Source organism: Nitrosococcus oceani ATCC 19707, from assembly GCF_000012805.1.
GTDB classification, from domain to species: Bacteria; Pseudomonadota; Gammaproteobacteria; order Nitrosococcales; family Nitrosococcaceae; genus Nitrosococcus; species Nitrosococcus oceani.
This window is the reverse complement of sequence record NC_007484.1, coordinates 349,307-362,429: the sequence shown is the minus strand read 5'-3', so window position 1 is coordinate 362,429 and position 13,123 is coordinate 349,307. Positions and strand designations below refer to the sequence as shown.

The following is a 13,123-nucleotide window of genomic DNA, read 5'->3' as shown; positions in this document are numbered from 1 at the left end:
TACGCTTTTGAACATTCAGCGCTTTTTCACCTAAGCGTATGCCTAAGGCCAACGCCTAAAAAACGGATATCTTGTTCTAAAACCTTCAAAATTCCATCAGATTTAGATCCATTTTGGGGTGAAATAATCAAAAATTTCTAATCTTTAAGTTAATTAAACGTGATTGATTGCTCCCGAGCCTCTTCGAATACCAGCTTCTTGAAGGCTTTGTGCAGGGCGGTGGCACGCTTGTTCTTTCGATACACAATGTACCAATGGCGCATAATAGGGAAGGAGTCAACCTCTAGGATCACTAAGCGCCGTAAAGCGAGCTCTTTCTCCAAAGTATGCTGGGATACGATGCCAAGGCCAAACCCCGCTTGTACCGCTTGCTTGATGGCTTCGTTGCTGCTAATTTCCATACTAGAAGTGATCGTAGCACCCAAACGAGCAAAGAACCGCTCCATGGCAATACGGGTGCCGGAACCATGCTCGCGCAGGATAAAGGTTTCTTGCCGTAATACGGTCAAGGGCACCCGCTGCCCCGCCAAAGGATGCGCCGGCGGAGCAATCACCACCAAGGGATTCTCCATAAAAGGCTTAGCCACCACCTCCAAGCCCTCCGGAGGCTTACCCATAATTGCCATATCAATGGTATTTTCTTCTAGATGCCGCAGCAAGGATTTGCGGTTGGTCACATCAAGGCTAATATTAGCCTCCGGAAAACGCTGGTGGAAACGGCCCAGCAAATGGAGCGCAAAATAAGTGGCGGTGCTGGCTACGGCAATAGTAAGCGTACCTCGCCGGCTGCCCTTAAGCTCCTCCAAGACATCCTCAGCCTCGCTGAGTTCCCGGGAGATCTGCTGACTGTAATGGTAAAGTTCCCGCCCCGCTTCAGTCAGAAAGATTTTCTTACCTAACTGCTCAAACAGCGCAAGCCCCACATTACCTTCTAACTGCTTAATTTGCATAGAAACAGCAGGTTGGCTAAGGTGAAGTTCTTCCGCCGCTCGGGTATAACTTAAATGGCGGGCTACTGCTTCAAAGACATGAAGCTGGCGAAGCGTTACATGCATTATTTATTCTCAAAAGAATATTCATAAGCATTAATTTATAAAAATAATCAAAAATACTGACTATCAATTATGAATTAAAGCATTATACTTACTATTCAAGGCAAGCACTTAAATCCATGCTTAGCCTGATTGTTACCAAGATGCACCCTAATTTAAGGGTCGCGGTGAGTCCTGAAACTTTAACCTTTGCCTAGGTTCCTAAAACGAGGCAAAGCAAAGTGAATGGAAATTTTAACTCGACTAGGAGGCACATGATGGGAAAATCAGAAACAATCGCCGAAGGGAAAGATCGTTATCAAGCCGGCGTTATCCCTTATAAAAAGATGGGCTACTGGGAGCCTGATTACCAACCTAAAGACACTGACATCATCGCGATGTTCCGCATCACCCCACAGCCGGGCGTCGATCCCGAGGAAGCCGCTGCTGCCGTGGCAGGTGAGTCCTCCACCGCTACTTGGACGGTCGTGTGGACGGATCGCTTGACCGACTGCGAGCTTTACCGTGCTAAAGCCTATCGCGCAGATCTGGTACCCAATACGGGCGAAGGGACTAAAAACGAAGCGCAATATTTTGCCTATATTGCCTATGATTTGGATCTTTTCGAGCCTGGCTCCATCGCCAATTTGACAGCCTCTATCATCGGCAACGTCTTCGGCTTCAAGGCGGTAAAAGCCCTGCGCCTAGAAGACATGCGTATCCCAGTTGCCTACCTGAAAACCTTTCAGGGACCAGCTACCGGGGTCGTGGTGGAGCGGGAACGCCTAGATAAATTTGGCCGCCCCCTGCTCGGCGCCACCACCAAGCCTAAACTCGGCCTTTCCGGCCGCAATTACGGCCGGGTAGTCTATGAGGCCCTGAAAGGCGGTCTCGACTTCGTCAAGGACGATGAGAACATCAACTCCCAGCCGTTCATGCACTGGCGCGATCGGTTCCTCTATTGCATGGAAGCGGTTAACAAGGCATCCGCGGCTACCGGCGAAGTCAAGGGCCATTACCTCAACGTGACCGCCGCTACCATGGAAGACATGTACGAGCGGGCTGAGTTTGCTAAATCCCTCGGCTCAGTCATCATCATGATTGACTTGGTGGTGGGTTATACCGCGATTCAGTCCATGGCCAAGTGGGCCCGCAAGAACGATATGATCTTGCATCTCCATCGCGCTGGTAATTCGACCTATTCCCGGCAGAAGAATCACGGCATGAACTTCCGTGTAATTTGTAAGTGGATGCGCATGGCCGGGGTCGATCATATCCATGCTGGTACCGTGGTCGGCAAGCTGGAAGGCGATCCGCTCATGATCAAGGGTTTCTACGATACCCTCCTTGATTCACACACGCCGACAAGCCTCGAGCATGGGTTATTCTTCGATCAGGATTGGGCATCCTTGAATAAAGTGATGCCGGTTGCCTCTGGTGGTATTCACGCCGGTCAGATGCACCAACTCATTCAATACCTGGGCGAGGATGTAATACTACAATTCGGTGGTGGCACCATCGGCCATCCACAGGGTATCCAAGCGGGTGCAGTTGCTAACCGCGTCGCTCTGGAAGCCATGATCTTGGCGCGTAATGAAGGCCGTGATTATGTGAAGGAAGGTCCTCAAATCCTCCAGGATGCCGCCAAGTGGTGTTCGCCCCTCAAGGCCGCCCTGGACACCTGGAAGGATGTGACCTTCAATTATGAATCGACCGATACGGCCGACTTCGTGCCAACGGCCACAGCCAGCGTTTAAGCTTAGGAGAATTTAGCTTATGATGACCAATCATGGAAACCGTATCACTCAGGGACAGTTCTCGTTCCTGCCTGATTTAACGGACGAGCAGATTTTAGCGCAAATCAAATATGCGCTGAAAAATGATTGGGCGGTCAATGTGGAATACACTGATGATCCCCATCCACGCAATACTTATTGGGAAATGTTTGGCATTCCTATGTTCGATCTGAAAGATCCCGCCGGGATCATGATGGAAATCAACGATTGCCGCAAAACCTACCCTAATCACTACGTTCGGGTAACGGCGTTTAACAGCCATCGGGGCGTTGAGTCACCCTGTATGTCCTTTATCGTCAATCGCCCCAAAAACGAGCCTGGCTTTGGGTTGGTGCGGCAGGAAGTAGATGGCCGCCATATCAACTATACCGTACGCAGCTATGCAGCTGACAGGCCGGAAGGCGAGCGGTATCAATAATAGTAAGCAAGTAGTGTCGGGCGGGCCTTTGGCCCGCTATCGGCCATAATTATATTATTTAATGGAAAGCGATATCATGAACAATCCCGAGAACACCAGTGTCCCCACGCGCTCAGCTCACCGTGTCGATGATGCATCAGTGGATCTCGAGGCTGAATTCAAGGCTTCCAATATTCAAGAAGTACTCGACAAACTTGACCGGGAGCTGATCGGCTTGAAACCGATCAAGACCCGTATTCGGGAAATAGCCGCACTTCTGTTAGTGGACCGGCTACGTCGGCAGTTCGAGCTCACCTCGGAAACGCCGACTCTCCACATGAATTTCACTGGCAATCCCGGCACCGGTAAAACCACGGTAGCGCTGCGTATGGGCGAAATCCTGAAAAGGCTCGGCTATGTGCGGGAAGGCCATTTAGTCACTGTTACCCGCGACGATCTCGTAGGCCAATACATTGGCCATACCGCGCCCAAAACCAAGGAAGTCATCAAAAAAGCCATGGGAGGCGTGCTGTTCATTGATGAGGCTTATTATCTATATAAACCCGAGAATGAAAGGGATTACGGTCAAGAGTCCATCGAGATCCTGCTACAGGTGATGGAAAACAACCGCGACGATCTAGTCGTCGTCCTGGCCGGTTATAAAGATAAAATGGACCGGTTTTTCCAGAGCAACCCGGGCATGCGCTCGCGCATCGCCCATCATCTTGATTTTCCTGACTACTCGCCGGAAGAGCTTATGGCCATTGCCAAACTCATGCTAGCAGATCAGAATTATCGTTTAAGCGCAGAAGCTGAAAAAGCACTCGCTGAGTACATTCCAGTACGCATGAAACTTGCGCACTTTGCCAACGCACGCTCTATCCGCAATGCCTTGGATCGGGCCCGCCTACGCCAGGCCAACCGACTCTTTGCATCACGCAGTAAGACCCTTAATAAGCTTGATTTAATTACTATCGAGGACGAAGATATACGCGCCAGCCAGGTGTTTCAGGAAGGTAAGCCCGATGGGGCAGACGATGACTAACTATGAAGCAGCCTAAGAGTATGGGAACCTTGAAGAGATCTGATGAGACAACGCCCCTCCGGGTTCTGTCAAAAACAATCGAAGCAACCCACTTCAACCGGGTGCGGCTTGCCCTCCGGCGGCTGGGACGGCCCTTACGGGTGGAGCTACCTGCTCACCGGGGACTTGAGGTTGTTCTGGACAACCAGATGTGGTTATGCGTGGATGGCTTACACAAGGATTTGCCGATCCTCGCTTGGCGCTCCTTCGACACCGCCGAGCGTTACGGCCTGCATGAACCAGTAGACTGCGAACTTTGCCTTTACCATAGCCATGCTGGACTCATTATGGGATCGGCGCTTGAGCAATTAAGCGAGGCATTGGCACAGCGTCTTGCCGAAGAAGCTGAGGCCTGAATTGGATCGCAAAAAAGCAAAGGCAGGAAAAGGAATACGCTCCCACCTTTAGAAGTTACTCATGCTGGAAGCAGGCGCCTCCCCTTGAAACGGTATACAATAGCGCATACTTCCATCAACGTAAGAAAAGCCGCTGCGGGTTTTTTCGCGAATCAGACCAAAACAAGAAAAGGAGTCCATCTATCTAAGCCGGTCCTACCTTGACTTCCATGCCTTCCACTGCCTGGGGTAAAAGCGAAACCACCACCGCCTCACCCCGCTGCAAACTCCCTTGCACCACCGCCTACCCACTCCCCCCCGACCCGCAGCGCCTCCACCTCCCGAAAACTGACCCGATGCTCACCATTGACCACCAGTACTTGGCTGACGCAAAGCTTGGCGGGGAAGCAAATGGGCATGGTCCAAAGTCCGGCCTTCAATCTCCGCTTCCACAAACAAACCCACCAACAGAAGCGCTCCCGGGGAAAGACCCAGATCTCCGTAAGGGTCCCGCACTTCGGCAACGGCGTACAACATCCGGGTTTTTTCGTCGATGACTCCTTCGGTGCGAACGATCCGCCCCTCCCAGGAATGGCGTTTTCCCGCCAGGGAAGCCTGTAACATCACCTTAGGCCCTTTTTCCCCCAAGTTCTGTCGAGGGGCCAAGGGTAGATCCAGAAAAGCTAGTTCAGCTGGAGTCAGGGGCAGGCGTGCTTCCGCTCTATCCACAGCAAATAGCCGAGCCAAGTGGGTACCCTCCTCCACATATTCTCCTACCTCGACCCACCGCTCCTGAACACGGCCATTGAAGGGGGCCTGCAGTTCGGTCCGCTCCCGGCGCAACCGGGCCTCCTCAAGCGCGGCTTTAGCTGCCTGAAGCCGGGCCCGCGCCTCTTTAAGTTCCGGTATCCGTAACATCAGGGGACTGGGTTCCCCTTTGCCAATACTCTCCCAATCCTTCCGAGCTAAATCCGCTTTAGCCTCCTCCCGTAACAACTCGCCCTGGGCTGCCGCTACCCGTGCCTGGGCCTTGATCACCGCCAAATCGTAATCCCGCGGCTCGATTTGAATTAATACATCCCCTTCCCTAAAAAACTTCCCCTCCTTAAAACCAGGGGCCATTTTGACCACTTTGCCCTCCACTTGCGCAGTCAATTTCATGTCCGTGCAAGCCCTTACCGTCCCTTGGGAGCGAATCTTCAAGCGCACGGAGCGGGGTTCCACCGCCATTATCTCCACCTGCGGGGGTTCCATTTTGGGTAGCGTAGTCTCCAAGGCGGGTGGGGACTAGAAATAGCCCAGGCGGTCATGGCCCCGGCCAATAACAAGGCCAGGGGAAGTATGACTTTCAACACATTTTTTATCTCTTTTAGGGCTTAGGCGCATTACTTTACTCAGCGGGCATGGGTCTTTTCACCAATCGTATCCGCGCTTGCTCAAGGTCTAGCCACGCCACATAAACCGAATCACCCACTTGCGCCAGGCTTAAATGCCGGCTAGGCCAACGGGGAAAGTCACCGCGATAGAGCGCGATCTGATTCTGCACTGTACCGTCCTGCTTTACCTGAGCCAGACGTAACTCCTCCGTCGGACCGACCCGCCCCCGCCAAACCACCAGAGCGGAGCCGTCTTCCAACAGCAGGGCATTGACATAGCCATTGGCATGGGCATCGACTTCTATGGGTTTTGCAAAATGATTCTCCCCCTCGGGCCAGAAAGCGGTCCGCACCCGGCCCACACCGTCCGCCGCCGTAAACCAGCTCACCATGGTGAGCCCATCGCGCCTAGCCACCGCAGGACCGTTGCTGGGGCAACCTTCAATCACCCACTGGTCATCATGCACGATATTCGCCTGGGAGGGGCCTTCTGAAGACCAGCGGACCAAGGCTATATCCCGCACTTCCCCTTCCAGACGATCCCGGTAGGCCGTCCACAAGGTATCCCCCTGGGCAATGGTACGGGTATTGCAACAAGAGCAGACATCCTTATCCAGGATCATCTCGGAGCCAGGCTTCCCCTGCCCATCAATCAGGGTGGCCATGAGCTGATAGCGTTCCGGCTTATGCCGCTGATCGGTCCACACCAATGCCAGACGGCCATCATCAAGGGAGGCCAGGGACATTTGCGCATCATAGATGCGGGCTTCCCCAGAATAGGGCTGTAGCGGCTTACTCCAGCTCTCGCCCCCATCCGTGGAACGGGAGAGATAAAGTTCGGCGCCAAAAGGATTATCCTTCTGCTCAGTACTGCTCATCCAGGCGGCGGCTAAGGCCCCCCCGTCTTTCAGACCCAATACCACCGGGGCCGCAGCAAGCTTGCCGCGGACCGTCACTACGGTTTGAGGAGCGGACCAGCCCTCAGCTTCAAGAACGGCAAACCGCAGATGGCTACCCTGCTCCCCCTTTTCTACCCAACTCAATAATAATTGCCCTTGAGCCGTTTGATTGAGCTGATGCTGACGGCTGCCTACCGGAGTAGGAGTCTCGATTTCCGGCACCAACATTTCCGAGGCGCTCGCCATCGTCCCCCCATATCCTATCAACCATAACAACACCATTGCACACAGGTGGCTTCGTAAAAATTTCTTCATTGCCAACTCCTCTCAAGGATACACGTGCTCAAGCCAGGCTTGGATTTGAGCTTCTTCCAAGGCCCCGCTGACGGCAGCCCGCTTATGATTGGCATCGTAAAAATAGCTGCGCGGCATCTCCCCGTACCAGCCCGGATCAATCTCGTAACGGAGCCGTTGAGCGGGGCCAGCAAAAAGCCAGGATTCGGTTTTCTCTAGGCCATGGCCCTTAACCGCCGCCGTCACTTGATCCGCCCGTTCCATCTCATCGGTAGAGACGAGCACCACATCTAGCTTTGGATGCTGGCGGCGCATTTCCGCCAACAGATCCATTTCTTTACGGCAGGGGGGACACTCCAGGGACCACATGACCAACAAAAACGGCTTGCCGGCACGGGAATCGAGAATTTTTTCCAGACTACCGGACTCAAAAGGCAGCGGGGCCGTTCCTATTCCTGCTACGGCTACCGCACCTATCCCCAAGACAAGCAGCCAGATGGCCCTCTTTAGGACCCCATGAAAGAGATATGTCATCATCAGTGCACTCCGTAAACACAACTCCTTGATAAGCTTAGAATCTAAGAGAGGCGCCAGGGTTCCTAAATCCCCCATAAGTAAACCCGCGGGTGATAAGGTTTGACGGAAAAATAGCCCTAAGTGGGCAAGGAAAGAGGCCGGGGTTACCTCGCTTCTACCTCTTAAGCTAGCTTAATATCCAAGAACAAGCAAAATTTTAGCCAACATTCCATCTGGAAGCATTCATCCCCCTCAACAACCCGTACTCCCAGGGCAAAAAGGCCAGAAAAAGAGCACCTAACCGCTACTCCGGCGAGATTCCAGTGAGGTCTTTTCACGGGCTTCCCTGCGCCGGCATATTAGGCGGGAGATTGATAAAAATTCAGTGATTTCACCCATTTTCCTTGTTTTATGCGGTATATCCCGTAAAAATTTTTGTCTCGCTGGTTTTGGGGACAGAATAATATGTCTGTGATAGCGCCAAACTCACCGGCCTACGGCGTGCGGCCGGGGAGAACTAACCGCCCTTACGCATGAAACCTGAACAGGAAAATTAATACGCAAGCTTCAAAGAACCCAGGACCGTCAACGGCGCTCCCGGCATGGCATCAAACCTGGGATTTCCAAATTGATCGGCATAGGAAAAATATTTTTTATCCAAAATATTTTTCACGTTAACCTGGGCCGTGAGTCTCGACTTACCCACTTTGAAATAATAGGCTGCCATGGCGTCCCAGCGCACATAGCCCGGCAATTGCCAATCATTGGCCACGTTGGCTTGGCGCTGACCTGCGATAAAAACCCCGGTGCCCAGCTTATAGCTAAATCTATAATTACTGATACGCTGCAACGATATTCTCAAGGGTTTCATGTTCGTTGTATTCTCTGATTTTTTTGATATTTCCGAAGTCTTTTTCTATGGGGTTAAAGTCAGGGGAATAAGGGGGGAGGAATAAAATTCCCGCCCCTGTTTTTTTGATGATTTCACGTGAAGAAACGGCTTTGTGGAACGGAGCATTATCCATGATGACAATGTGGTTGCTGTTGAGCAAGGGGCAAAGCTCTTTTTCCAGCCATGCATTGAACACAGCCGTGTTACAGGTTCCCTCAAATAGAAACGGCGCTTCAAAGCCTTCATCCATACGGGCGGCCAATAAAGAGGTTCGCGGTCTGCGATGACCGGAGATCAGACCATAAACACGCCGCCCCTTTGGAGCGTAAGCGTAACGACGGGAAACCTCCGGCTCAAAACCGCTTTCATCAAGATAGACAAATCTTTTGCCGCGGCGGCGATAGCGTTCACGAAGGCGAAGAAAGCTCTTTCTTTTCATATTACAGCGCTGCGTGTACCCCGTCATTTTTTTTACGGGTTAACCCCATTTTGTGCATCGCATGCCAAATACAGTAATACGAAACGCCAAAATGCCGGGCGCGTTCTTTATAGGTGAGAGCAGCCTTGTCTTCCACATGGACCCGTAAAGCCTCCCAGTCCAGCTTGTGTGAACGGCGAGGGCCGGGACGCTCGTAACACAGCGCATCATCCTGCGACAACCAGCGATAAATGCTCGCGCGGCCTACCTGAAATCTCCGGGCCGCTTCCGCCTTGCTTCCACCGCCCCTTACAAAATCGATTACTCGTTTGCGCAAATCAATTGAACATCTCATCACAACAGTATGAATGAATATAACACAAATGTCTCAATATTTATAAATTTAGATATAAAGCTCTCTAGCAGCTCGTAGGTGGTCCACACACTCCCCGAGTGCTTGGGCACATTAGGCAGGCGATTGCCTTGATTGCCGTTGTTATCTTTCAGCACTTCCGTAGCGGTATAGGCATAATTGCCAATCAAATCCCATTGCTCGGTTATCTGACCGGAGAAATCCACCTCAACTCCTTGGCTTCGAGCTTCTCCGATAGCCACCTGGTCTGATGGATCAGGGGTGGAGATATCCGCGGTCAAGACATTCTCCTTGGTCAATTCATAGACTGCCACGGAAGCATTCAAGCGCTCTTGAAAAAACGCCATTTTAAATCCCCCTTCGAATTGCTCCGCCCACTCCGGCTTAAACGGGCTTCCATCCGCCGAGCGTCCATTGTTAGCCCCCAAAGCTTGGGTCCAGTTGGCATACAGGGACAGCCAAGCCAACGGTTGATACACCAAGCCTACCCGGGGGCTAAATTTATCCGTCCACAGGGTACTCACTTCAGGGGCGGAAGTGGTGGAAAATCCACTTTCGGTTTTAGCCCAATCGTAGCGACCACTAAAGAGTAAATGAAGCTGCTCGGTTAGATCCATTTGGTCTTGAAAATAGACCCCGAACCATTCGGTTTTAAGATCGGTAAAATTATTTTTGGGTAACGTGTCTAGGTCTGGAATCTGTGTTGTGCCATAGACCGGTTCAAACACGTCGATGGGGCTTAGAAAGGGGGCGCTGGCTAGAAAAGTAGCGCCTCTACTTTGTGTGAATCGCAGATAGTCAAATCCAACTAAAATATTATGGCGGGCGCCAAAGAGGTCGAATTGGCCGTTCACATGGATATCTGTGGCATAGGTTTCACGCTTGGTCAGCCCCCCGAACAATCCTCTGTTGATCGTCCGGTTATCGGCTTGCAGGGACAGGGGGACAATGTTGCGATTGAAGGTATCGAGAATGTTAGCTGCAAAACGTTGCTGAATTTTCCAGTTTTCGTTAAATCGATAGGCCCAGTTGAGATGGGCAAGATGGCTTTCCGCCTCCTGTAATGAAAAGTCAGGCTCGCCAATAAACCGGCTAATGGATACCTTGGCCGGACGGTTGCCAATGGCCGGAATGCCCCGGTCGCCGGTGACGTCATCGTTTTTATATTCGTAGCCGAAATTAACTTCCAGCGCCTCCGTGGGTTTCCAGGTGAACTGGGGCGCCATGAAAACACGCTCCCTGTCGACAAAATCCCGAAACGAGTTGCTGTCCAGGTAAACGAAATTGAGGCGGTAGGCCAAAGCTCCATCATCCGTTATCGCTCCAGTGGCATCCAGCGTGGTGCGATATAAATCATAGGAGCCGAATTGCTGACTCAGGGCATAGTAAGGTTGGGTTAAGGGTTTTTTCGTGACCATGTTGACTAGCCCCCCCGGATTGCTGCGGCCAAACAAGGCCGATGGGGGGCCTTTTAGAATTTCCACCCGCTCCAAATTGGCCGTCTCAAAGGATTGTGTCCCTAGCCTGAGGCCGTCTCGATACACATTAAAATTGGATGAGGTAAACCCGCGGATGATGAAGTTGTCAAACAAAATTCCCAATTGCCGCATGGTCTGCACGCCACTGACATTTTGGGTAATGCCATCCAATCGTATGGCTTGTTGATCCTCCGCCACCGCCTCGGGCACTACCTGAATAGAAATGGGCGTTTCCATCAGGGGCGTATCGGTTTTAGTAGCGGTGGAAGCATTAGGAGCAATGTAACCGCGCTCCAGGGCCTGGCCCGTCACCGTCATGGGTGCCAGCTCGATCCTCTCTGCTCCGCCTTCTTGCTTCGCCCTATCGGCTTGGGCCATAACCTCCGCCGCCAAGGCGGAAAGCGGAAATATTAAGCTGGCAACGAACAACTTGCTTCCCAGACTGGCAGAGAAGACCAGCGGCGAAAAGGATTTCTTCATTTTTTTTCTTCCTGTTTGACCATAAGGTATCGGTGGATGTGCTATGCCCTATCCACGCTTTTTATGGGGCTGTAAGCCAACCGGCCCGGCAAGACTTAACCAGAAAAAAACCGGGCACCCATCCCTTGAGGCGGATGATTAAGTTTTATCCCCCACTTTCCCGGGCGCCCGGCAGGGAATCAGAGCCAGAGGCCACCCACCGTAGCTGCCATACCCTTGTGCCGGGCAAGCCGGCGCACCCGACGCTTTCTCAACCACAGGGTAAGACCCGTGATGTACAAAGTGAGTGGCACGAAACCCACCAAACACCAAAGCAAACGGCCAGGAAAACCGAAAGCCTGGCCATTGTGAAGTGGCCACATGAGATTGAAAAAGGTCTCCCCCGCAGTGAATTTATTGGGGTCTTCCACGGCCAGCACTTCGCCGCTGTATTGCTCAACCCAGACCTTGCTGCGGGGGCGGCGCTGATTGGCCTCTCCCGGCTGACGCTTTTCAATGGCGTAGACCCCTTCGGGGCCCTCCGGCGTGGCCAACCAGCGCAGTTCAGCATTAGGAAAAACCTGGTTGGCAATGGCCACAGCTTGCTCAATCGTTATCGGCTGAGTTCCCGGCACCGGCGTGGATTTTAGCCCCTCCGGGTCTTTGAAATGCTTTGCCTCCACAGGGGAGAATGCTGCCACCAGGGGTTTGAGGTAATCGTAGTAACCGAAGGAAAAGCCGGTGAAGGCTAGTACCAGGAGAATGACCGAGCCGTAAAAGCCCACCAGCCGGTGCAGTTCAAAGTGAGTGCGGGTGACACGGCCTTGGCGCTGGAAACGCATGGCCTTGAGGAAGGTGCCTGTGCGCGGCCACCACAAATAGAGGCCGATGGCCGCCGAAATCAGTAAAAACAACCCCAGAAAGGTGACGGTTTGAAATCCTATCAGGCCCATGTCCCGGTCCCAGATGATCCCGGTCAACAAACTAGCATGAAGGGAGTAGATGAGGGTGCCCAGCGTTTCACCCCAAAAATGCTCGGCCACCAGCTTACCGCTGCCAGGATCAAGCTGAACCCGCAGGGGAGCAAAAAAAACGTCACGGGTCTCTTCAGGATGGGGATAGATGGCCCAGACGTACTCCCGCTCATAACCTGGCATGAACAGCAGCCAACGACCCTGGCGTTGGGGATGGGCCTGGTGAAGGTTGGCCATAACGGCGTTCAATGGCAGCCCCGCTTTAGGACTCTCCCTTGTTTCCAACGCCGGCAGACTCAGTTCCTCCAACTCCCAGTGAAAAACATTGACCGAGCCGGTCAGCCCTAGCAGCACGAAGAAAAAACCCACCGTCAGCGCCAGATATAAATGGACCTTGCGCCATAATGAATGCCAGCGAAAGCGTGAAGTTGTGACCTTCAACAGGTTAGCCATGATGAATATCCTTTTTTGATTTAAACTAAGCTTTTGGCGTTCTCCATGGAGGGTGAACACTCCCCTGCCTGCAACAGGCAGGCGAAACAAAGTGATGCACCGAGCAGCGAGAACGGTTTAAAAAGCCACGTAGTTGCGTAGAGCAAACAACCGCAGAAGGCGGGATGCGCTCACTTATCCGCCCTACGAGTTACCAGCTAATACTTCAAGGACACCCGTCCCACAATCGAGCGGGGAGCACCGGGAAATACCGTCAGTCCAGAATTGTTTGAGAGGAAATAACGTTTATCCAACAAGTTATTGGCGAATAGCTCCAGTTTTACCCTTTGATAAGTGTAGGAAGCGCCT

Annotated in this window: 13 protein-coding genes; 4 read left to right on the top strand and 9 right to left on the bottom strand. The window is 52.4% G+C overall.

From position 1 onward, the window contains the following. Positions 1 to 149: 149 nt before the first annotated feature. Positions 150 to 1,055, bottom strand: a complete 906-nt coding sequence (locus NOC_RS01890; protein ID WP_002814148.1) for a LysR family transcriptional regulator — start codon at positions 1,053 to 1,055, stop codon at positions 150 to 152. Positions 1,056 to 1,309: 254 nt separating this feature from the next. On the opposite strand from NOC_RS01890, the gene NOC_RS01885 reads away from it, so the two are divergent. The 4 genes from NOC_RS01885 to NOC_RS01870 all read left to right on the top strand — a co-directional run bounded on the left by NOC_RS01885 (position 1,310) and on the right by NOC_RS01870 (position 4,664). Then, positions 1,310 to 2,788: a ribulose-bisphosphate carboxylase large subunit gene (locus tag NOC_RS01885; protein ID WP_011330306.1), complete on the top strand. Its 1,479-nt coding sequence runs from the start codon at positions 1,310 to 1,312 to the stop codon at positions 2,786 to 2,788. A gap of 19 nt (positions 2,789 to 2,807) precedes the next feature. After that, positions 2,808 to 3,245 (top strand): ribulose bisphosphate carboxylase small subunit, encoded by a 438-nt coding sequence (locus tag NOC_RS01880; RefSeq protein WP_011330305.1) that lies wholly within the window; start codon positions 2,808 to 2,810, stop codon positions 3,243 to 3,245. A gap of 76 nt (positions 3,246 to 3,321) precedes the next feature. Beyond that, entirely contained in the window at positions 3,322 to 4,269 is a 948-nt protein-coding gene (cbbX, locus tag NOC_RS01875; RefSeq protein WP_147094564.1) for a CbbX protein, read from the top strand. 2 nt (positions 4,270 to 4,271) lie between these two features. Beyond that, positions 4,272 to 4,664, top strand: coding sequence for a hypothetical protein (locus NOC_RS01870; protein ID WP_011330304.1), 393 nt, complete (start codon positions 4,272 to 4,274; stop codon positions 4,662 to 4,664). Positions 4,665 to 5,003: 339 nt separating this feature from the next. Here the strand turns inward: NOC_RS01870 and NOC_RS01865 are convergent, their stop codons facing one another. The 8 genes from NOC_RS01865 to NOC_RS01830 all read right to left on the bottom strand — a co-directional run bounded on the left by NOC_RS01865 (position 5,004) and on the right by NOC_RS01830 (position 12,775). Beyond that, a complete protein-coding gene (locus tag NOC_RS01865) occupies positions 5,004 to 5,897 on the bottom strand; it encodes an efflux RND transporter periplasmic adaptor subunit (protein WP_147094565.1) in 894 nt (297 codons plus the stop codon). Positions 5,898 to 6,033: 136 nt separating this feature from the next. Further along, positions 6,034 to 7,233 (bottom strand): sialidase family protein, encoded by a 1,200-nt coding sequence (locus NOC_RS01860; protein ID WP_011330302.1) that lies wholly within the window; start codon positions 7,231 to 7,233, stop codon positions 6,034 to 6,036. 12 nt (positions 7,234 to 7,245) lie between these two features. After that, complete coding sequence (locus NOC_RS01855) at positions 7,246 to 7,749, bottom strand: TlpA family protein disulfide reductase (protein WP_036498038.1); 504 nt, start codon at positions 7,747 to 7,749, stop codon at positions 7,246 to 7,248. 532 nt (positions 7,750 to 8,281) lie between these two features. Continuing rightward, complete coding sequence (locus NOC_RS01850; protein ID WP_147094566.1) at positions 8,282 to 8,599, bottom strand: TonB-dependent receptor; 318 nt, start codon at positions 8,597 to 8,599, stop codon at positions 8,282 to 8,284. Further along, positions 8,562 to 9,059 carry an IS630 family transposase gene (locus tag NOC_RS01845; protein ID WP_011330422.1) on the bottom strand — a complete coding sequence of 166 codons (498 nt, stop codon included), beginning with the start codon at positions 9,057 to 9,059 and terminating at the stop codon, positions 8,562 to 8,564. Before NOC_RS01845 ends, NOC_RS01850 begins: the two co-directional genes overlap by 38 nt. A gap of 1 nt (position 9,060) precedes the next feature. Further along, positions 9,061 to 9,393 (bottom strand): IS630 transposase-related protein, encoded by a 333-nt coding sequence (locus NOC_RS01840; RefSeq protein ID WP_011330421.1) that lies wholly within the window; start codon positions 9,391 to 9,393, stop codon positions 9,061 to 9,063. Continuing rightward, positions 9,393 to 11,369 (bottom strand): TonB-dependent siderophore receptor, encoded by a 1,977-nt coding sequence (locus tag NOC_RS01835; RefSeq protein ID WP_002813636.1) that lies wholly within the window; start codon positions 11,367 to 11,369, stop codon positions 9,393 to 9,395. Before NOC_RS01835 ends, NOC_RS01840 begins: the two co-directional genes overlap by 1 nt. A 179-nt stretch (positions 11,370 to 11,548) precedes the next feature. Further along, positions 11,549 to 12,775: a PepSY-associated TM helix domain-containing protein gene (locus NOC_RS01830; RefSeq protein WP_011330300.1), complete on the bottom strand. Its 1,227-nt coding sequence runs from the start codon at positions 12,773 to 12,775 to the stop codon at positions 11,549 to 11,551. Positions 12,776 to 13,123: the final 348 nt, after the last annotated feature.

Coding starts and splice junctions, on each gene's coding strand:
- NOC_RS01885 (WP_011330306.1), top strand. CDS start 1,310: ATGGGAAAATCAGAAACAATCGCCGAAGGGAAAGATCGTTATCAAGCC.
- NOC_RS01865 (WP_147094565.1), bottom strand. CDS start 5,897: ATGGAACCCCCGCAGGTGGAGATAATGGCGGTGGAACCCCGCTCCGTG.
- NOC_RS01880 (WP_011330305.1), top strand. CDS start 2,808: ATGATGACCAATCATGGAAACCGTATCACTCAGGGACAGTTCTCGTTC.
- NOC_RS01890 (WP_002814148.1), bottom strand. CDS start 1,055: ATGCATGTAACGCTTCGCCAGCTTCATGTCTTTGAAGCAGTAGCCCGC.
- NOC_RS01845 (WP_011330422.1), bottom strand. CDS start 9,059: ATGAAAAGAAAGAGCTTTCTTCGCCTTCGTGAACGCTATCGCCGCCGC.
- NOC_RS01840 (WP_011330421.1), bottom strand. CDS start 9,393: ATGAGATGTTCAATTGATTTGCGCAAACGAGTAATCGATTTTGTAAGG.
- NOC_RS01855 (WP_036498038.1), bottom strand. CDS start 7,749: ATGATGACATATCTCTTTCATGGGGTCCTAAAGAGGGCCATCTGGCTG.
- NOC_RS01860 (WP_011330302.1), bottom strand. CDS start 7,233: ATGAAGAAATTTTTACGAAGCCACCTGTGTGCAATGGTGTTGTTATGG.
- NOC_RS01870 (WP_011330304.1), top strand. CDS start 4,272: ATGAAGCAGCCTAAGAGTATGGGAACCTTGAAGAGATCTGATGAGACA.
- NOC_RS01830 (WP_011330300.1), bottom strand. CDS start 12,775: ATGGCTAACCTGTTGAAGGTCACAACTTCACGCTTTCGCTGGCATTCA.
- NOC_RS01850 (WP_147094566.1), bottom strand. CDS start 8,599: ATGAAACCCTTGAGAATATCGTTGCAGCGTATCAGTAATTATAGATTT.
- NOC_RS01835 (WP_002813636.1), bottom strand. CDS start 11,369: ATGAAGAAATCCTTTTCGCCGCTGGTCTTCTCTGCCAGTCTGGGAAGC.
- cbbX (WP_147094564.1), top strand. CDS start 3,322: ATGAACAATCCCGAGAACACCAGTGTCCCCACGCGCTCAGCTCACCGT.